Annotated in this window: 8 protein-coding genes; all 8 read left to right on the forward strand. The window is 59.2% G+C overall.

Annotated features, from left to right (window positions below; genetic code table 11):
* The first annotated feature begins 17 nt into the window (after positions 1-17).
* The 8 genes from EYC95_RS21210 to EYC95_RS21245 are packed head-to-tail and all read left to right on the forward strand — an operon-like array spanning position 18 to position 21,034.
* Positions 18-5,630 carry an SDR family NAD(P)-dependent oxidoreductase gene (locus tag EYC95_RS21210; protein WP_131062075.1) on the forward strand — a complete coding sequence of 1,871 codons (5,613 nt, stop codon included), beginning with the start codon at positions 18-20 and terminating at the stop codon, positions 5,628-5,630.
* Between the two features lie 13 nt (positions 5,631-5,643).
* On the forward strand, positions 5,644-6,492 hold the full coding sequence (locus EYC95_RS21215) for an ACP S-malonyltransferase (RefSeq protein WP_131062076.1): 849 nt from the start codon (positions 5,644-5,646) through the stop codon (positions 6,490-6,492).
* Between the two features lie 30 nt (positions 6,493-6,522).
* Positions 6,523-7,935, forward strand: a complete 1,413-nt coding sequence (locus EYC95_RS21220) for an FAD-dependent oxidoreductase (protein ID WP_131062077.1) — start codon at positions 6,523-6,525, stop codon at positions 7,933-7,935.
* Positions 7,936-7,982: 47 nt separating this feature from the next.
* The gene (locus tag EYC95_RS21225; RefSeq protein WP_131062078.1) at positions 7,983-8,537 is read left to right on the forward strand and encodes an isochorismatase family protein; all 555 of its coding nucleotides are present in this window, start codon (positions 7,983-7,985) and stop codon (positions 8,535-8,537) included.
* 59 nt (positions 8,538-8,596) lie between these two features.
* Positions 8,597-15,856, forward strand: coding sequence for an SDR family NAD(P)-dependent oxidoreductase (locus EYC95_RS21230; RefSeq protein ID WP_165557487.1), 7,260 nt, complete (start codon positions 8,597-8,599; stop codon positions 15,854-15,856).
* A 17-nt stretch (positions 15,857-15,873) separates the two neighbouring features.
* A complete protein-coding gene (locus EYC95_RS21235) occupies positions 15,874-18,639 on the forward strand; it encodes an alpha/beta fold hydrolase (RefSeq protein ID WP_131062080.1) in 2,766 nt (921 codons plus the stop codon).
* Positions 18,636-19,442, forward strand: coding sequence for a 4'-phosphopantetheinyl transferase (locus EYC95_RS21240; protein WP_131062081.1), 807 nt, complete (start codon positions 18,636-18,638; stop codon positions 19,440-19,442). The genes EYC95_RS21235 and EYC95_RS21240 overlap by 4 nt, the downstream gene beginning before the upstream one ends.
* Positions 19,439-21,034, forward strand: a complete 1,596-nt coding sequence (locus EYC95_RS21245) for an ATP-binding cassette domain-containing protein (RefSeq protein WP_131062082.1) — start codon at positions 19,439-19,441, stop codon at positions 21,032-21,034. Before EYC95_RS21240 ends, EYC95_RS21245 begins: the two co-directional genes overlap by 4 nt.
* Positions 21,035-21,213: the final 179 nt, after the last annotated feature.

Below are 21,213 nucleotides of genomic sequence, written 5' to 3' on the forward strand. Positions count from 1 at the left end.
TCATATGGAGGTGAAACATGAGCCAGCCCGTTCTTCCGTTCTCCCAGGTTGCATCATTGGTATACGCACCTCGGTGGCAGTGTTCGAAGCTGCAGCCCGACACTCGCTCCTGCATCGAGGGCGACATTCTGATTGTGGTTCCGGCCAGGCAGGTCGCTACTTTCGAATCGCTCAAGCAGTGGTTGCCCAATGCGCAGTCGCTGCTGCTCAATGCCGAAAACGTCGAGCGAATTGGGCAGTTGGTCGAGAGCGGTGCGGTTTCGCGCATTGTTTTCATGTCGGTCACGCCTTGGCGAGATGGCATCGATGATCAGGCGATCAAAGTCTTTTTACAGATGACCAAGCGGTTGTCCAAACTGGCGCATCTGCGGCTGGACATCGTGACAGTCAAGTCGATTGTGTCACCGGCTGCTGAAGCGCCGACCCATCCGGTCGACAGTGTCTACATCGGTCTGGGGCAGACGGCGGCCAAGGAGTTCAGTGGCTGGGACGTGCGCTGTTTCTCGTTGGCGGCGTTCACCCAGGCGCTTTTTCGGGCTGCCTTACACGGACAATTCACGGTCGAGAGCGGCCAACCAATCACCCTGGATGACCATCAGTGGTGGACACAAACCCTGGCTGCTCAATCGCTGGCACGGGTCGAGACTGCCAAAGGTTTTAAACAAGGTGGCACCTACCTGATATTCGGCGCTACCGGTGGTTTGGGGAGCATGCTTGCTCAATACCTGGCCAGTAGTTATCAGGCCCGTCTGATTCTCGTCGGCCGTCGCATCAGCGCCGATGAACTGCTCGCTGGTCTACGCCCCTTGGCCGCCAGTGTGGTGTATGAACAGGCTGACCTGGCTGATGCTGGCGCGGTCGCGGCACTGTTGGCGCGTTATCCCGAAATAGACGGGATTATTCATTCAGCGCTGGTGCTCGATGATGCGGTGCTCAGCAACATGACCGAGCACGCGTTGATGCGTGTGCTGGAGCCGAAGTTGCACGGCATGGTCAATCTGTTGAATGCAGTCCGTGGGCGAGACTTCGATTTTGTCCTGCTGTTTTCTTCGATCCAGTCTTACATTGCCAACGCAGGTCAGGCCAACTACACGGCGGCCTGTGTCAGCAAGGACGCACTGGGTGGATTGCTGCGTGACGTACTGATGGTCAACACCAAAGTCATCAACTGGGGGTATTGGGGGACTATCGGGATCGTGGCTTCGCCCCTCTACCGTGAACGGATGCAAAAGCTACAGATCGGTTCGATCGAGGCGCCGGAGGGGCTGGCAATCATCGAAGCTTTGCTGCATAGCACCGTCCCCCAGATCAGCGTGGTCAAGGCGTCGCCGCAAGCGTTGGAGCGGCTGCGCATCAGCCCCCATCCGGAGAGTGGGATAGAGGTCCCGGTGAACGCTGCGCAATCGCTGCTGGCTGCAGTCGTTCCGGCCTTTGATGCCGACAGTGAGAGCGTACGCCGCAATATTGGCTTGTCCCTGGGACTGCAAAATTACGCACGCGCTCGCCTGGCGCAGACCACCATTCCAGCGGTTACAGTACCCCGACACGCAAAACTGGTGGCCGCCATCAAGGTCATTGCACAAAGCCAAGGCCCCAGTCGTGAACAACTGTTGAGCGAGTTTCCGGAAAGCGTCGGACATGTCGCGTTGCTCGACGCTTGCCTGGCGCGCTATCCCCAAATTCTCAGTGGTGAAATCGACCCGTTGACCGTGCTGTTCCCCGAAGGAAGTTTCGCTCTGGTCGAGCCGGTGTACCGGGACAATCCCCTGGCTGATTACTTCAACAGTATTGTGGCAGAGGTCGTCGACAGGTTTGCCCGTCAACAAGCACGACCCTTGCAGTTGCTTGAAGTGGGCGCTGGCACCGGCAGTACCTGTCAATTCGTGCTCCCGGTATTGCAAGGGACGGACGCTACTTACACCTTCACTGACCTGTCCCATGCCTTTTTGAACAAGGCGCGCAGCCGTTTTGTCGAGTACGGATTTGTGCGTTACGAGCTCTGCGACATCTCACAGCCGACCACCAGCGATCAGCGTTACGACGTCATCATCGCGACGAACGTCATCCATGCGACCGCCGATCTCCCGGCAACCCTGGCCAATGTACGTGATCGACTGGCACCTGGAGGAATATTCATCCTAAATGAAATAACGTCCTGCCAGGACTACGCCACGCTGACCTTTGGCCTGACCGAGGGCTGGTGGTTGAGTGTTGATCCTTACCGGATTCCCAACAGCCCGTTGGTGGCAGCCGCAACCTGGCGATCGTTGCTCAGCGACGCTGGATTCAGTGCAACGATCGGCCACGGTTCCGACGATCAGCAGGTGATCGTTGCCAGGCTTGAGCCCGCAGGCGCTACGTCTGCGGCAGTGACCGAAGCAACCCCGAACGTTGGCGATGTCGCTGATTCCCAGACGTCGGTCGAGCACTGGGTACGCAAGGTGATCGCCGATGTACTGCATGCCTATGAAGACGAAATCGATGTGAACCAACCCTTCAACGAGTACGGCGTCGATTCGTTGATTGCGATGGAGTTGCTCAAACCCTTCAAGGAAAGCCTTGGGTACTTGCCGGCCACCGTGTTGTTCGAACATCCCACCGTCTCGCGTCTGGCACGGCACTTCCTGACGGAGTTCGGCGACGTGGTGCAGCGGGCGGCCGGCGCCATATCGCCACTCGCCGCTGGCACACAGCAACCGCCAGTCGCAGTAACACCGACATCGCCACCGTCGCAAGCGCCAGCTGTCACTGCCGTCGCAGCGGCGCCAACCTCGCAGCGGCCGGCCAGCGCGCTCCTGCGCCAGGTGATCGCCGAGACCATGTTGATGGAGCCCGATGAGCTAGAGGACACGGTTCCGTTCAAGGAATATGGCATCGATTCGATCATTTCTCTGGAGTTGCTCAAACCGTTGCGTGAACGTTTTGGATACCTGCCGGCGACGTTGCTGTTCGAGTATCCCACCGTCGACAGGCTGGCGACCTACTTGGAACAGCATTACCCCGATGCCGTAGGGCCGCAGGCTTCAGTGCCTGCGCAGGTGGCCAACGAATCACTGCGCGAGCCCGCGCAACCGTCCTGCGCCGACGCCGGCATGGACGCTGCGTCGCTGGCGCGTGCCGATGATCTGGCGGTCGTCGGTGTGGCGGGGCAGTTTCCCGACGCCGATGATGTACAGACGTTCTGGGCCAGTTTGCAGGCTGGGCGCCAGTGCACCGCTTCGATTCCTGGCCAACGTTGGCCGCTGGAAGGTTTTGAGAACCCGCGCAGTCCGCTTGAAGGCGGCAGCTACACCTCGATCGGTGGATTTGTGCGGGACGTCGATGCGTTCGATTATCAGTTTTTCAATATCACACCGCTTGAAGCGCAGCGGATGGACCCCCAAGAGCGTCTCTTCCTGCAGAACGCGTATCAGACGTTCGCCGATGCCGGTTACCGGCGCGGTGATCTGAAGGGCAGTGAAACCGGCGTCTTCGTCGGGGTGATGAATGGCGGTTATGCCTGGCATCGGCCCGACAAACCGACGGATCCGACGCCGACGTCGTTGTTCTGGTCCATTGCCAATCGTGTCTCCTACCTGTTCGATCTCAAAGGGCCGAGCATGGCCATCGACACCGCCTGTTCGGCGTCGCTGACCGCGCTGCACCTGGCGTGTCAGGCGGTGCGGAGCGGTGACTGCACCCAGGCGCTGGTCGGTGGAGTCAACCTGATTGTTAACCCGCGTCATTACGAGCAGCTCTGCAGCCTGCACATGCTGTCGCGGTCGGGCACCTGCAGCCCGTTTGGCTCGGCGGCGGACGGTTTTGTTGACGGTGAAGGTATCTGCTCGATCCTGATCAAGCCCTATGCTGATGCGATCCGCGCAAATGACCGTATCTACGGTGTGATTCGCGGGACGGCCATTAATGCCGGTGGCCAATCCAACGGATACTCGGCCCCTAACCCGCAAGCGCAATCGCGGGTTGTCAGCAAGGCCCTTGAGCGTGCCGGGCTGACGCCTGCCGACATCCATTTTGTCGAAGCTCATGGCACTGGTACCGAATTGGGCGATCCGATCGAGATTCGTGGTCTGAGCGCCGTGTTCAAAGGAGTGGCATCGGGCTCAGTCGCCATCAGTTCGGTCAAAGGTAACGTCGGGCATCTGGAGTCGGCGGCTGGGATGACCGGCGTCATAAAGGTACTCAAGCAGTTGCAGGCTCGTACGTTGGCCCCCTCGATCAATGCGCAGCAGATCAACCCATTGTTGAACCTCGCCGACACGCCGTTTTACTTGGTCCAACAACCCCAGGCATTGCCGGCCAACGGAACCTTGTACGGCTCAGTCAGTTCTTTTGGTGCCGGCGGAGCCAATGCCCACGCGGTGTTGCAGTCGGTGCCGGCTCCCATGGAACAGCCGGCGGCCGAGGTGAACATCGCGCTTTTGTCGGCGCGTACCGAGGCGGGTCTGCAACGTCAAATCGATGCGCTGCACGATTGGCTGGAGCAGCACGATCCGTCGCTCACCGCCGTCAGCTACACCCTGTGTTGTGCGCGGGAACATTTCGCCCATCGCCAGGGGTACGTGTTCTCAAGCAAGGCGCAATTGTTGAGTCTGCTGCGAGAAGATTTACAGCAGCGTACGCCTGCGGCTGCCGATCCCGTCAATGCACTATCAATTGCTCAAGCGGTGGCCGGCAACGGTCGGCTGCAGGCGGCTCAGGCTGCCGAACTGGTATTGGCGTTCAGGGCGGGGCAGGACATTGCATGGTCAGCATTCTTTCCCCTGCGCGAGGTCATCTCACTACCCGGGTATCCGTTCGAGAAAACCCGGTCGTGGGTCAAGTCGGCACAAAGTGCGTTCCATCATGCCAATGATCTCGTACGCCAACACTCGATTCTTGGTACTGAGATCGCACCGGCCGCGTGGGCGCTCGCGCACTGCCTGGAGAACCGCCGCGACGTGACCTTGAAGGCCGTGATATGGCGCAGTGTCATTCGTGATCTGGATGATGTGCTGTTGGACATCACCGGCGAGCGATTCGAATTGCGCTCCCTGGATCACTCACAGATCTACTGTGAAGGGTTGTTGCAACCCGCTGTCAAAAATACGGTGGTGAACTGGCCAACTCCCGAACCCTCGTCGACCTTTCTGGGGCATCAGGAGATTTACCGGCAGTTCACAAGGCTGGGTTACCAGTACGGAGAAGATTTGCGACCTCTGCGTTGGGCGAAGGTGGGGCAGAACAGCGTCAGGACATTGCTCGATGCAGGACGCGACTGGGGTTACCGGATATCGCCAGCGCTGCTCGATGGCGGCCTGCAAACCGCCATTTTGATTCCGCAATTGCAAAGTCTTGGCGCGGACGAACTGCTGGTGCCTTACCACTTGGGAGAGTGTCAGGTATTGCGCATTCCGGAGCATGAAGCGGTGTTCTGTCACTGCATTATGCGTCCGGCACAGGCCAGTGATCGATCGGTGACCTTTGATTTGCTCTTCAGTGACGGCCAAGGCCAACCGCTGATTGTCATGCGTGAGCTGACATCGGTGGTGGTGCATAAAAGCGCATTGAAAGCCGAGCGGCCTACTGGCGTCGACCGCGATTTTTTGGCGGTCCACAAACCGGCGCGGATCGTGGCCTTCGACCTGGATTAAGAGAGGAACGCTCATGTTGATAGGTATGTTTCCCGGCCAGGGATCCCAGTTCCCTGGTATGGGGCGGGAGTTGTTCGCCCGCTATGCGCTGGAATGCGAAATCGCCGACGACATTCTCGGTTACTCGATTACCGCCCTGTGCAACGGTGAAGATTCCCTGCGCATGAACTCGACGGCTTACACCCAGCCGGCGATTTTTTTCGTCAGTTGCCTGGCCTGGCTTGAACGTCAACAGCAAGCCGGTGACCTGCCGCAACTGTTGATCGGCCACAGTCTGGGCTTGTATGCCGCGTTGTTCGGCGCTGGGGCTTTTGACCTGGCGACCGGCCTGCGGCTGGTGGCCAAGCGGGGGGAGTTGATGGCGGCGGTGCAGGGTGGGGCGATGGCGGCGATCATTGGCGAGAACGTCGAACGGCTACCCGAGTTGCTGCTTGAACATCAATTTCATCAAATTGATATCGCCAACTACAACAGCCCGGTGCAGGCAGTGATCAGTGGTAAGTCCGAGAATATCGACGCGGCGTGCAAAGCGCTGGAACAGCACAGCCTGCGTTGTGTGCGGCTTCCCGTCAGCGGAGCTTTTCATTCCCGCTACATGGAACCGGCCCGGCTGAGCTATGTCGCGTTCCTGCAACAACAGACCCTGGGTTCTCCCGGCACACAGGTTATTTCCAGCACCAGTGGCGAGCGTCTCGGGGAGGCGCACTTGCTGGAAGAAATGGGCTTGCAGCTTATTCGTCCGGTGCGCTGGACCCAAAGCATTCGAGCCTTGTGTTCACGCTTTGACGAGATTGCTTTCGAGGAAGTCGGACCGGGCCAGGTCTTGACCCGCCTTAACGCTCAATTGCTTGCGCACAACTGAACTGCGCTTACAGACACGGACGAGGTCGATATGAAACGCGAAAGGATTGCAATTATTGGCGGCGGCGCGGCAGGTACGACAGCCGCCTGGCAGCTGCGCACACTGCACGATGTCACACTGTTCGAGGCCGGACCGCGCTTGGGCGGCCATGCCTATACCCACCATTTCAGTGTGGGTGAGGACACGCTTCACGTGGACATGGGGGTGGAGTATTTCAACGAGCGCCTGGCCCCTAACCTGTTCGCGATGTTGCAGCAATTGGGCATCGATACCTACATCGCGCCCATGTCGTTTCGCGCGGCATTTCCTGGGGTTGACAATGCCTGGAGCAATCTCCATGGCCGGGGGCGACTGCGGGGTGAACTGGCCGATGAGATCGACCGTTTTCATCTGGACATGACCCAGGTGCTCAGCGGCGGTGATCCGCGTTACAAGAAACTCAACATTGGCGAGTTCCTGACCGAGCGCAACTACTCCGAAGCCTTCAGGCAACAGGCGCTGCTGCCCTTGTTGACGACGTTTTCCGGGTGCAATGCGCCTTCGCTGGAATACACACTCATGTACGTGGCGATCTCGTTCAACATGAGTCTGTTGTCGTTTTTTACGCCGGGCGTCTGGCGTAAAGCCAAGGGCGGCATCGATGGTTATTTGCTGCTGCTCGGCGAGTTACTGGGCGCGCGGGTGCGCCTTGCGTGCCCGATACGGCAAGTGCGCAAGGACACCGGTCGCGGCTGGCTGGTCGAGACCGAACAAGGCGACATTGAACAGTTCGACAGTGTGGTATTTGCCACGCACGCCGATGTCACCCTTAAGTTGCTTGAAGCTCCGACCGTCGAGCAACGGGACATTCTTTCGCGTTTCGACTATGTCCCGACCCGCAGTGTGCTGCACACCGACGAACAGGTGCTGGTCGAAGGCGGGCGCGGTGAGTACTGCGAGTTTTCCCGACCTTCAGGCCTCGAGGGCACGGACCACGGGCAATTGACGCGAATCAATAATGCCCTGGCGCCCTATGCCCATGTGCGTGAACCGGTGCTGGTGACGTTCGACCCCAAACAGGCGATCGCCCCTGATCGGCAGGTTCATGAACAGCACTGGAAGTTGCCGAAGCTGCGTCCGATCGACTTCTACCAGAAATCGCGCTATCGACGCATTCAAGGGCTTGGAAAGCTCTGGTATTGCGGCACCGACACCTCACTGACCGGCCACGAAGGGGCGGTAGTGTCGGGTATGGTCATTGCCCACCGATTGGGTGCCGACCATCCTTATGCCGACAACAACCTGGCCACCATTCAGTTCAATGTCATCAAGGACCTGATGGGGGTACACCGACCCTCCGAACGCTTCAAGGCGACATTGGGCAACCTCTTGTTCGCTGCCGCCAAAGGCACCTCGCTGCACAAAAGTCAGTCTCATAAGTTCATCAAGGACGTCATCGTTTAAGCCGACCCAGGGCTTGGCGAACACATCATCTGACAGGGAGTTTCATCATGTTGATCAAGGCCGACAACGTATGCGTGGTTATTTTCAACATGCAACTGGAAATGATTCCGTTGCTGCATGAAGGCACGCAAGTGCTGAACAACTGCTGCTGGCTCGCCGATGTGGCACAGACCCTCGACGTGCCAACGCTGATTATCGAACACAGCAAACTCGGCGCACCGTCCCAGGCATTGAAAGAGGTGGCGGGCGCCGCCTCTTACCTCGAAAAGACCTGGTTCGACTGCAGCTCGCATGACTCGATTGCCCATCCGCTTGAGGCCACCGGTCGGCGGCAGGTGGTGCTGGCGGGGGCGGAGTCACATGTGTGCCTGCTGCAGTCGGCACTGGGGCTGCGTGAATTGGGCTATGAGGTCAGCGTGATGGCGGATGCGTGCAGCGCCCGTAATCTTTTCGATCACCAGCACGCGCTGGCCAATCTGGCGCAGGCAGGCATACGCGTGCTGACTCGGGAAATGTTTTTCTTCGAATGCATACGCCATTCCACGCGCCCCGATTACATCGATCTGGCGATGAAGTACCTGGACGGGCGGTACATCCGCTAAGCGAACAAAGGGCCTGCCCGCACGCCTGCTTCGATGGTTACCCGAGAGATATTTTTGATATGGATATTTTCAAGCGTCATTTCGTCCCGACACCGATGGCTTCCGGTTCGGATCCAGTGTTGAGCACCAGCGTCCTGTTGACTGACAGTGATGAGTTTGCACGCTGGGGCAGCACCGCTGGGCTGTTGGTCATTCAGACGGACATTGAGCGTCTGGCCGCGCCGGATGAACTGGAAAAACTCCTGTCGCGCCTCGACGCGAGCCGTGCGCACACCGTCCTTTGTGCATTGTCTGGCGAATGCCCGCCAGCGGTTGAGCAATACCCTGCGGTCAGTCAATGTGCGCAGGTTTTTCTGGCGCTGCTCAAGGGCCTGATCAGCCAATCCAGAGCCGTCGCGCTGGTGGGGCTGCGCCGTCGCGACGCCCTGGCGGCCAGTGTGCTCGATGGCCTGGGGTTGTCCGCGTGCCAGGAAACGACCCGCCTGCGTTATGCCTCGCTGATCGTTGAGGGTGCGTTGACGTCGACGTTGACCCAGGCGATTGCCACGGCGTTGGACCAGCCTGGCGTACGGCATCGCTTTGACGGGCAGACCCTGGCGCGTGAGCAACTTGAGCCAGTGGGCAATCGTGTCGAGTCGAGTCCGGGATCCACCTTGCGCCACAACGGTTGCTATGTGGTCACGGGCGGCGGCGGTGGTGTCGGGCGGCTGCTTTGCCGGTGGCTGGCCCGTGAGTATCAGGCCAAGGTCTGTGTGGTTGGGCGTTCCTCGGTGGATGACGAACGACGCGCAATGCTCTTGGCTCACGGTGTGACCTCTTATGTGCAGGCCGATGTGACGGACCGACAGTCACTGGCGGGGGCACTGAATCATTTCAAGGATCGTTATGGCGCCATCGACGGGGTTTTTCACCTGGCAGGTACGACGGCCGATCGCTTGCTGATCAACAAAAACGGTGCCGATGTCGAGCGGGTGCTGCTGCCCAAGATTGCCGGCAGCTTGAATCTTTGGGCCCTGGACCCCCTGATACAGCCAGGCTTTGTTTGCCACTTCAGTTCCCTCAGTGGGCTGGTGGGCAATGTCGGTCAGGCCGACTACGCCGCTGCGAATGGTTTTATCGATGAGCTGACCGATTTTGTCAGTCGCCAGGCGCCAGCCGGTCGCGCTCGCTGGCAGTCGATCAACTGGGGGTTGTGGGCTTCCGAGGGCATGCAAATGGCCGAAGGGAGTAGTGAATTACTGGCCCTGTCGGATGAGCAGGGTTTGGCGGCATTGCGCACCATCCTCGACCAGGCTGCACCGCGTCTGGTGGCCTTCGTCGGCAGCCGCGCAGTACTTGGCGCACTGAACCCGTCCGGTGGCGGGCAAGGCGCAGCAGATGCACCGGCTGCCGTGTGCTTGCCATCCCAAGCTCAGGTCAGTGAGTGGATTGGTTCACTGGTTTATACCTACAGCGGCTTACGCGATGTGTCGCATGACGCATCGCTGGTGGCGCTGGGCGTGACGTCTTCGGCGCTGATCAGCATTGTCTCGGCCCTGGAGCATCGACTGAACGGCACCGGTGTCGCGGTCTCCCTGAGCAAGGCGCTGATTTTCGATTACTCATCGGTGACCGCGTTGAGTGAGTATTTGCTCGGCACCCAGCCCCAGGCGCTCGCTGCGGCATTTGCCAGTGAAGGGGGTGGGCCGACCAAGCCCTTGCTGGCCATCGAGACGATTACGTCCACGCCTGGCGCACACATCAACCTTGAGGACCGCCTGACGCAGTGGGTGCAAGAGGTGGTTCGGCGCTTCAGCGGAATAACCGATCCGTCGGTACACGACAATCTGCTTGAGCGTGGCCTGGATTCGGTGGCCAGTATCAACATTGCCACCGAACTGGCGCGACGTTTGTCGACCCAAACCCCGGTCAGCATCAGCAAGACGCTGTTGTTTGAATACTCGAGCATCAATCAGATTGTGCGTTTCCTGATAGATCGTTATGAAGCGCAGATTGTCGCCGTGCTGGACACTGTTGAGGCGCAGATGGCGCCGGGGATCAACTCGGCAGTCGTGACGGCAACGGTGGCGGTGAGCCCGGAGGTTGATGTCGCCCCTGGTCTCGGTGCTCACTATCGGCCGGACGACATCGCGATTGTCGGCGTGGCTGGCGAGTTTCCCGGGGCGGATAACCTGGCCCAGTTGTGGACGTTGCTTGAGTCCGGGTCCGGGTCCGAGGCGATCAGCGTCATCCCCGCGCAACGCTGGGACTGGCAGCTCGATTACTCAGCCGACCCAAAACAACCGGGCGCCAGCTATGGCCGTCATGGCGGTTTTTTGCGGCGGGCCAAGCAGTTTGATCCAGCCTTTTTTTCCATCACCCCGGTCGAGGCGACGCGTCTTGACCCACAGGAACGGCGTTTGCTGGAAATCGCCTACCACGCCCTGGAAGACTCGGGACATTTTGCCGATCCGCAGGAGGATACTGGGGTCTTCACCGCTGCGATGTTCGGTCATTATCAAAACCTGAACGCTGCCAACACGGTGACCAGCAGTTCATTTGCATCGATTGCCAACCGCATTTCGTACACCTTTAATCTCCAAGGCCCGAGCCTGTGTGTCGACACCATGTGTTCGGGGTCGCTGACCGCCCTGCATCTGGCGATCAACAGTCTGCGTAGCGGGGAATGCACCCAAGCCCTGGTCGGTGCGGTCAACATCATGCCTCACCCGGGCAAGTTCAAATTGCTGTCGGCAGGGCGTTTCCTGAGCCCCAGCGGACGGTGCCACAGCTTTGGTATCGAAGCCGACGGTTATGTTCCGGGAGAGGGGGCCATCGCCCTGATGCTCAAGCCGCTGGCCAAGGCGCAAGCCAATGGGGACCGGATACACGGGGTCATTCGTGCCTCTGCGCTCAATAGTGGCGGGCGCTCGAGCGGTTTTACCGTGCCCTCGGCAAGAGCCCAGGAGAAGGTCATTCGCCAAGCGTTAAGCAAGGCCGGTGTGGACGCCAACCAGATCGATTATGTGGAAGCCCACGGTACCGGCACTCGACTGGGCGATCCGATCGAGATCAATGCACTGAACGCGGCCTATGGCACTCGTCAGGGTGAGCGACGCTGCATCGGCTCGATCAAGAGCAATATCGGACACCTTGAATCGGCTGCGGGGCTGGCTGGCCTTGTCAAAATCTTGCTGCAGTTCCAGCACCAGAAGCGAGTGCCGACGCTCAACTGTGAAATCGAAAACCCCTGGTTGAACCTGGCCGACACTGATTTCCGCTTGCCACGCGACACCGAATCCTGGACCGCTGACACGCCGCTGCTGGCTGGACTCAGTTCGTTCGGTGCCGGGGGCTCCAATGCGCATGTCATCGTTCAGCAGTACACTGATGCGTCGCTCGGGCCTGCGTCACAGGTGGAATATTTGTTGCCTGTTTCGGCGCGCACACCCTTGGCGTTGAAGGCTCGGATCAACGATTTGATCGTCTGGATCGACAAGCATCCACAGGTCAGCCTTGCCGCGATTGCGTATACCTTGGGCGTCGCACGTGAACACTTTGTCCACCGTGTTTGTTTCGTTGGCGATAACCTGGCTCGCTTCAAGCAACAGTTGCAGGATGCCGCGGCTGGCGTGCCCGACGTCGTGGATCAATCGCGGTCTACCCTGCTGTCCCTTCAAGCGTCTTACCTGGCGGGGGAAGCACTGAATTTCGCGGCGATGCATGACAGCCGTAGGCTGGTGTCGTTGCCACATTATCCATTCGAAGAACAAACGTATTGGGACGAAGAGCTCGTTCCCTCCGGGCCGACGGGCGCTGCCTCGCTCAAGCCTGTGGAGGAAGGCGCTTCGGCGTTGACGAAGGCCTCGGTGCCCGTGTGTTTTCAAACCGTTTGGGAATCCCGGCCCGTTCAGGCATCGGGTGCGAGAGGTCAGGATGCCATTGTCTTTTGCAATCCGTCACAGGCTCGGGCGTTGATCGACCAACCGCATATTGTGGTGGTCACGCTCGGTGACAGCCTGCGTCTGGACGATCATTTCGCCCAAGTGCGCAGTGATTCGATCGACGATTGCCGGCAAGTTTTGCAACGCTATGCCTCAGGTGAGGTGGCGCAGCGACCGTGGCTGATCAATCTGGTGCAAAGTTCGGGCGAGGACATGCAGGCCGCATGGGCGTGTTGGCAGTTCACGCTAGCCAAGGCGATCATTGCCGCCGGCGCCCGTTATCGGATGGCCTTTGTCCACGAAGAAGGGCTGGAGGTCTGGCCAACGCCCGCAGCGGGGGCCGTGAGCCGATTGTTCCGCGTGCTGCAAATGGAACAGCCCGAATTCGAATTGGTGTCGATGACTGTCTCATCGCACGACTTCGAGCGTGTGCCTGAGCTGTTGCTGTCAGCGCTGGATGAGCTAGCTAATGCCTCTGACGGCTTTAGTGTCAGTCGGCATGTGGCCGGTGAGCGCTGGCAGGCTCGCTTGCGTGAAGTTCATTGGCCCGTAGCGACTGGCAGCCGTTTTCGCCACAAGGGCGTCTACCTGATAACCGGGGGGATGGGCCTGATCGGGCTGGCGGTTGCCGCACGCTTGATCAGCCAGTTCGATGCGAGGGTCGTGTTGGTCGGTCGGAGCCCAGCGGGGGAAGCGATCCGACACAAGCTTGCCGGGTTGGCCGCGCCGGCAAACGTCGATTACATCAGCGCTGACATAGGCGATAGCGCCGTAGTGGTTGAACTGGTCAAGACGGTAATTGCCAGGCATGGCGCGTTGCACGGTGTGTTGCATGCTGCCGGTATCACCCGGGATGGACTGTTGCGCAATAAACAACTGGCGGACTTCCAGGAGGTGATAGCGGTAAAACTCAACGGCGCTCGCCATCTCGATAGCGCAACCGCTGATGTAGCGTTGGATTTCTTCGTGTTGTTTTCATCGGTGTCCGGGTTGTTCGGCAATATCGGCCAGGCTGATTACTCCGTGGCCAACTATTATCTGGACCTGTTTGCCGGCGGTCGTCAGCGGCAAGTTGCCCGTGGTCATCGTCGTGGGCTGAGTCTGTCGGTGAACTGGCCTTTGTGGCTTGAGGAACAAGATACCGACCCACAGGGTCGAGTTGCCCTGAGTCGCTATTTGCAGGACAACTACGGCATGCAAGCGCTGACCCCCGCCGCAGGCGTCGACCTGTTGGTGAGGTTGATCGATGGGGTGGACTCGAGCATGACTCAGATTGCCCCGTTCGTTGGCGACGGCGAGAAAATCCGTCGCAGTGTTGCTCCTGAAGGATTGCGCAGCAGCGCAGCGCTGGCGCCTGACGCAGTGGCCATCGCTGAAACCAGCAGGGGATCGGCGACACCGGAGCAACTGAAGCTTCGGCTCAAAGCGCTTTTGAGCGCGTTGACCGGTTTGCTGCCTGAAAACATCGATGATCGTTGCAGTTTTGGTGACCTGGGTTTGAACTCGGTCATGTTGCAACAGTTAGCGCAAGATATTGAGGAACAGTTCAAGGTGCCGATGGCCCCCAATACGCTGTTCACGTACAACTCAGTCGTGCAGTTGATTGATTACCTTCGTGAACGGGGGGCGCAGTCTGCGGCCCCCATCAAAGCGCAAGGTCCAGACGCACGTTCGTCGTCGATACCGATGGCAACGCTGGCCATCGATCCAGACGTCGATGACCAACGGATTGCGATCATCGGAATGGACGGTCGCTTGCCCGGCGGCCAGGATCTGGCCGGATTCTGGGAAGGGCTGTTAGCCAATCGCAGTGCGATCAAAGCGGTGGACCGCTGGCCTGACAAGGCCTGCCATGCCGGGATTATTCCCGAGATCGGGCACTTTGATGCACGTTTTTTCGGGATATCGGCGCGCGAGGCGATGCTGATGGACCCACAACACCGACTGTTTTTGCAAGCGTGCTACAACACGTTGCTCGATGCAGGTTACACGCCGTCCTCGCTCAAGCGCGTGGGGGTTTTCGCTGGCGTTCAGTTCAGCGATTACCAGACACTACTCCAGCGTTCCGGACAGAGTTTTCATCCCTTCGCCGCCACCGGTAATGCCCATGCGATGCTGGCTAATCGGGTGTCCTACCTGTTCGATTTCGAAGGCCCGAGCCAGTCTATCGATACCGCCTGTTCGAGTGCACTGGTGGCGGTGAACCGTGCCGTCATTTCGCTGCAACGGGGGGAGTGCGACTACGCGCTGGCCGGTGCGGTCAGTTTATTGATAGACAGCGACATGACCGAAGCGGCGCAAAGCATGGGCGTGCTATCGCCGAACTTTCGTTGTGCCACGTTCGATAGCGAAGCCGATGGCTACGTTCGTGCGGAGGGGGTTGGCAGCCTGTTGCTCAAGCGACTTGTCGATGCTCGCCGCGACGGAGACAGCATTCATGCGGTGATCGAGGCCGCCGAGGAGAATCACGGAGGGCGGGCCAACTCGCTGACGGCACCCAACCCCAAGGCGCAGCAACGTCTGTTGCTTGCCGCCTACTCGCCATCGCTGGCAGCCCGAGTCAGTTACATCGAAACTCACGGAACGGGGACGCGCTTGGGCGATCCTGTGGAAATCGATGCCTTGAAGGGCGCCTGGCACACGCTGGTACCCGGCCAGAAGCACCCGGTTTTGCTGGGCTCGGTCAAAACCAATGTCGGGCATCTAGAACCGGCCGCCGCGATTGCGTCACTGTTCAAGGTGATTCTGGCATTCAAGAACCGGTTGCTGCCTGCCAACCTTCATTTGCGCACGCTCAACCCTTACATCGATTTCGAAGGCTCGCCGTTCAAGGTGCTGGATCGCAATATACCTTGGGAGGGGCACGATCGCGTCGCCGGAATCAGCTCGTTCGGTTTCGGCGGGACCAATGCTCATGTTGTCCTATCTGAACCACCGGCGCTCGCCGCACGGGCGTCGTCGATACACGGGGATCATTTGATCGTGTTGTCTGCCCGCAGCCGTGACTCACTGCTGGCAATGAAGCAGGCCTTGCTTGTTCACCTTGATTCGCCACAGGGCCGATCACAGTCTTTGGCTGACATCGCGTTTACCCTTGGGGCCGGACGCGAGCATTTTGAATATCGCCTGGCTTGGAGCGTTCGAACCGTTGATGCGTTGTTGCATGCATTGCGCGCGGAACAGACTCCGGATGTACACCACGTTGAGCGAGGCACCGAAGCGCCCGAAGTCGACGGGCAATGGCATGACCTGCGCGAACAGTATTTGCACGGGGGGGAGGTCCAATGGCCGACCTTGTACCCGCAGGCGGGCAGGCTCCATTTACCAGGTTATGCCTTCGATACGCGCCGGTATTGGTTTGACGATGGATCACAGGTTCAGCCGGGCAATCGCTGAAATCACAGGAGCAGAGCATGCACACGGACGAGACACACAACATGACAGCACACCTGAAATCGCAATCGGCCGAAAAAGTGGTGATTGTGGGGGCAGCCTGCCGTTTGCCTGGCAGCGATTCGCTGTCGACCTATTGGCGGAACCTGATGGCCGGTCAGCGTTGCGTTGCCCCGGTCACGCGATGGGAGTCTCTGCGCGAAACGGCGGTCCATGGCGGCCTGCTGGAGCATGTGGACGAGTTTGATGCGGGGTTTTTCCGTATCTCGCCCAACGAAGCGCGCTGCATGGACCCGCAACAACGATTGTTGATGGAAACCGTGCAACATCTAATGGATAACTGCGGCGTGCCGGTCCAGACCTTGCGCGACTTGCAGTGCGGGGTGTTTTGCACCGGCCTGCCCGGAGACTACAAGTTTCTGCTGGCGCAGGAGCCTGAATCAGCTTTCAGCAGCCACAGCTTTCTTGGCAACGCCACGTCGTCGTTGGCGGGAAGAGTGTCTTATTTCTACGATTTCCATGGCCCCTCGGTGAGCCTTGATACCGCTTGCTCATCGTCATTGACAGCCTTGCAGATTGCCGTTTCACAACTACGTGCAGGTGAATGTGAATCTGCACTGGTGGCTGGGGTCTCGGTGTTTGCCACCCCGGAGGTTTTCGAGTTTGCCCAGCGCTCGAACATGTTGTCGGCGCGGGGGCACTGCGACGCCTTCGGTGACGAAGCCGACGGTTTCGTCCCGTCCGAGGGCGTGGCGGCAATTATGTTGATGAGCGCCAGCAAAGCCCGGGAACTCGGGTTGGATGTGCTGGCAAGCATCGAAGCGATCAGCCTGAATCATGACGGCATGAGCAATGGCATGATGGCGCCCAACAGTCAGGCTCAAGCGGCGCTGATCGCCAGTTCCTACGAGCGTTGTGGCATTGAGGTGGGGCGCATCGGCTACGTCGAGGCCCACGGAACTGGCACGCGCTTGGGGGATTCGATTGAGGTGGCGGGGCTGGTCAACGGCTTTCGAGCTCAGGCACAACCTTACGATACTTATCTGGGCGCCTCGAAAAGCGTAATTGGCCACACACTGGTGTGTTCCGGGTTGGCCAGTTTGATCAAAACACTGCTGATCTTTCGTCATAGCACCATTCCGGGCCAGCCTCTAGCGCGTTCCCTCAATACCGCTCTGGATCTTGATCGGTTCAAGGTCAGCGAGCAGGCAGTTCCCTGGCCGTCCGACAAGGCGTATGCCTGTGTCAGTGCCTTTGGATTTACCGGTAGCAATGCTCACCTCGTGCTCGGCAAGCCGGAGCCGCGCAAGATTGACCCGCAGAATAGCCCAGGCCCCTGGGCTTTTCTGATCAGCGCTCAATCCAGCCCCAGCCTTTATGAGCGTATCCGCCAGGTACTGGGCGTTCTCGATGGACTGCCGGACGATCAATTGGCGGCACTCAGTGTGGCACTTGGCAAAGGGAGCCAGCCGTATCGTCTGCGTCTGGCTGTCACGGCTTCGACTCGTTTGTCTTTGGTGACGCAATTGCAGCAATGGCTAGCAACACCGACAGAGCAGCTCGGCGTAGGCTGCTCAAAGGTCGAGGTTTTGCCCGACACCGTGCTTGCCGAACGCTTGCAGCGATGGTTGGCAGGTATCGACCTGCCGCTGTACGACATCGGGCACGCGGCCCGATACCCGCGAATTGAACTGCCAGGTTACCCGTTTGATCGCAAGCCCTACTGGGTGGGAACTGAACTGATCGTTGCTCAGGCACCCGTTGCTGCATCGAGCCCGCGACGTAGCAGTGTTCTGGACACGCTGAAAAGTGATCTGGCGCGATTGCTCGGTTTCGAGCAGGCCGATATTGATACCAGCCGTTCGCTACGTGATTACGGCGTCGATTCGATTTCGTTGATTGAACTGTTGAGCCAATTGGGTGCAGGCGCCAGTCGGATGCAGCCTCATGATGTCTTTGACTTTGCGTCCATCGTCGCTCTAGCCCAGGCACTCGAGGAGTTACAGCCCGTTTCGTCTGCCGCTTCCAGGGAGGATGCCGTCACGTCGGTCAGCCGGTCGCCAATGACCTGGACACAAATCGGGCAAGGACGCGCTATCGTGCTGCTGCCACCGTTGAACATGAGCGCGCAGGCCTGGATGCAACAAGTCAATGTCCTGAGGCGCCAAGGTTTCGCCCTGCATATCCCGTCGTATCCCGGTCATCAGGGCACCCCGCTTGATGAGGGGCGCTTTAGCCTTGAAGGGCTGGTGCTGGAGATCGAGGCCTATATCAATGAACAGCTCGAGGGCCATCCTGTTCCCGTGGTGGGCTGGTCGTTGGGGGGGTGTCTCGCATTGGCGCTGTGCCGCCGAGCCCCGGCAATGGTCGAGTCGATGATCCTGATCAGTACCGCCGCATGTTTTGGCGATGATATCTTCGGTAAAACCATCGAGTTGAACGCTGAACTGCAAGCCCATGCCGATTACCTGGATATCTTGCTCGAACCTCGGCAGAGCATCGCAGAGCAAGTCGGGGCAGGGGCGTCGATGAGCGCGTTGAGCCGTTATTACCAGATGCTCGGGCAACTGGATTTCAGTGCGCAACTTCCCGGCATTGCTGTACGGACGTTGATTGTTCATGGTCAGCAGGATGTAGTCATCGGCGGGGCGGATGTGACGCTGTTACAGCGCCTGCCCAACGCCCGACTGGAAGTGTTTGCCGATCAGGGACATTTCATTCCGTTGACCGCTGCGCGGCGCTTCAATGAACTGATGCTCGACTTCGTACAGGCTCGGCAACCTTGAGTAACCCGACCTGTACCCAACAGGACTTGGGCCAATGCGCACTGGACGGGTTCCTTACCGATATCAAGTCGCTAGACATGGGCCTGGCGGCAGTCACGGCGGTGTCGGGGCGCTTCAACCTGGAGCGCTTTGATCCTGGTTTGTACCCCCGTGCGGGTGTCGACTGTCCGCCAGCTATTGTCCGGGCGGTGCCAAGCCGTCAGGCCGAATACCTGGCGGGGCGCTGGTTGAGCCGACAGTTGTGCACCAAGCGCAATCTCGCGCCGGTGCAGGTCCATTCGGGAGCACATCGCCAGCCGATATGGCCGAGTGGTTGGGTCGGCTCCATCAGCCACACATCAACTATCGCCCTCAGTTGCTTAGCCCAGTCTTGCGAGGTCGGACTGCTGGGCCTGGACCTTGAGAACTGGCTGGCACCAGAGGTCGCCGTTAAGATCAGCGACACCATCGTCGACCGCCAGGAAGCCCGTTACCTTGGAATGTTGGGGCCTTGTGAGCAGATGTTGACCCTGGCTTTTTCAGCCAAGGAAAGTCTGTTCAAGGCCGTTTTTCCGCAGGTTGGCCGTTATTTTGATTTCGATGCTGCGCGCCTGGTCGAGGTCCATCTGCCCTCGGGATGTCTGGTGTTGAGGGTGATGCAAGATCTCTCGACGTCGATCAGGGCCGGCATGCTGTTTGAAGGTTATTTTCAAATGTGGGCGGGCGCCGTGTTCACGGTCATTGCACATCCGCCGGGTGCTCTTGCGCACCATCAGGGAGAGGTTCCGTGCCTATCGGGCCGGTTGTTTAAGGAAGCGTCATGACTCAACGGTTACTTCAACTTGATCAAGTGTCGTACAACCTGCCCGATGGGCGCGTTCTGTTCGATCACTTGAATCACACCTTCAACTCCAGGGCCACCGGCATCGTCGGTGCCAATGGCTGTGGCAAGTCCTTGCTTGGCGGCCTCCTGGCGGGTGAACAACGCCCCAGCAGCGGCATCGTCCGCCGCGAAGGTCAGGTATACACCGTGGCGCAGTTATTGGAGCCCGAGCGCTATCCCACCGTTGCCGCGTTGGCAGGTGTCGATCTTATTTTGGCGGCGCTGGATCGCATTGCCCAGGGTAGCGTTGACGATGAGGACCATGCGCTGGCGGTCGATCAATGGGATTGCGCCACACGCCTTGAGGCGGAGCTGGAGAAGATCGGCCTGGGCCATTTGAATACCGACTCGCACACCGACGTCCTCAGTGGGGGCGAGCGGCAACGGGTCGCGCTGCTGGGGGCGTGGTTGTCTCGGGCCGACTGGCTCATTCTGGATGAGCCCAGCAACCACCTGGATATTGATCAGCAGCATAAGCTCGCGCAGCAGATCGATCGCTGGTCCAACGGTCTGGTGTTGATCAGTCACGACCGCGGCCTTTTGGAACACATGAGCGAAATCGTCGAGCTTTCACCTTTGGGGCTGGCGGCTTATGGCGGCAACTACAGTCAGTATGCGGCGGCGCGCGAGCAGGAGCAGCAGTCGTTCCAGTCGGCATTGCAAGGAGAGCGGGCACAGGCCAAGCGCGAGCAACGTGAGATGGCTGTGCAGATGGAGCGTCAGCAACGGCGTAATGCGCGTGGTGACCGTCAGGCCCGCGACGGCAATCAAACCAAACTGATCACCAATGCGCAGAAAGAGCGCAGTGAAAACAGTCAGGGAAAATTGCGCCTCAATCAACAGGTGGCCCGGGAGCAGCAACAACAACGTATCGCCGAGGCCCGTGCGCGGTGTGCGCCGGACATTCAACGCATGATGCTGTCTCCGGAAAGTGTAGTGCCTAATGGCAAGCTGATTGTGCAGCTCAACGACGTCATTCTCCCGTTCGGTTACGCGGCGCCGGTCAATCTGACGCTGACGGGGCCTATGCGCATGGCAATCCTGGGCGCCAACGGCAGCGGCAAGTCGACCCTGTTGCGAGTGATCGCCGGCCAACTGCCGGTGCGCGAAGGCGAACTCATCCGCAGTTGCCATGTCGGCTGGCTGGATCAACACGCCGGATTACAGCACCCCGAACGTACGGCGGTGCAATGGCTCTATGAGAGCAATCCGGAGTTGCCCGAAGCCGAGGCGCGAACGCGGTTGGCGCAGATGGGTATTGATGCGGATCGAGCGACGCTCAACACCTGTCAGTTGAGTGGTGGCGAACGCCTGAAAATAGCCTTGGCGGCGCAGTTGTATGCACAGCGGCCACCGCAGTTACTGTTGCTCGACGAGCCGGACAACCATTTGGATTTGCCCAGTAAAGTGGCGCTGGAGCAGATGCTCAATCAGTACCGGGGCGCATTGATCGTCGTTTCTCACGACAACGCTTTTTTACAGGCCATTCATCTGGATGCCGAGTTTCATCTGAGCAGTCAGAGACCGTCATGAGGGGGGCGATGGGGAGGGAGTTAACTGGCAAGCCCCCTCGCCACAGGCAAGCCACATCAACACAAAAGTCCTTTCATGTTTAGGACTGAGATAAACCCCAAGGGGTGAGCGAGATAAACCTGGGCTACTCCGGGATAGGCTGGCATAGATTGGGATGGTTTGTGAAATAGCGTTGCAGC

The organism is Pseudomonas sp. BGI-2 (genome assembly GCF_004310295.1).
GTDB lineage: Bacteria > Pseudomonadota > Gammaproteobacteria > Pseudomonadales > Pseudomonadaceae > Aquipseudomonas.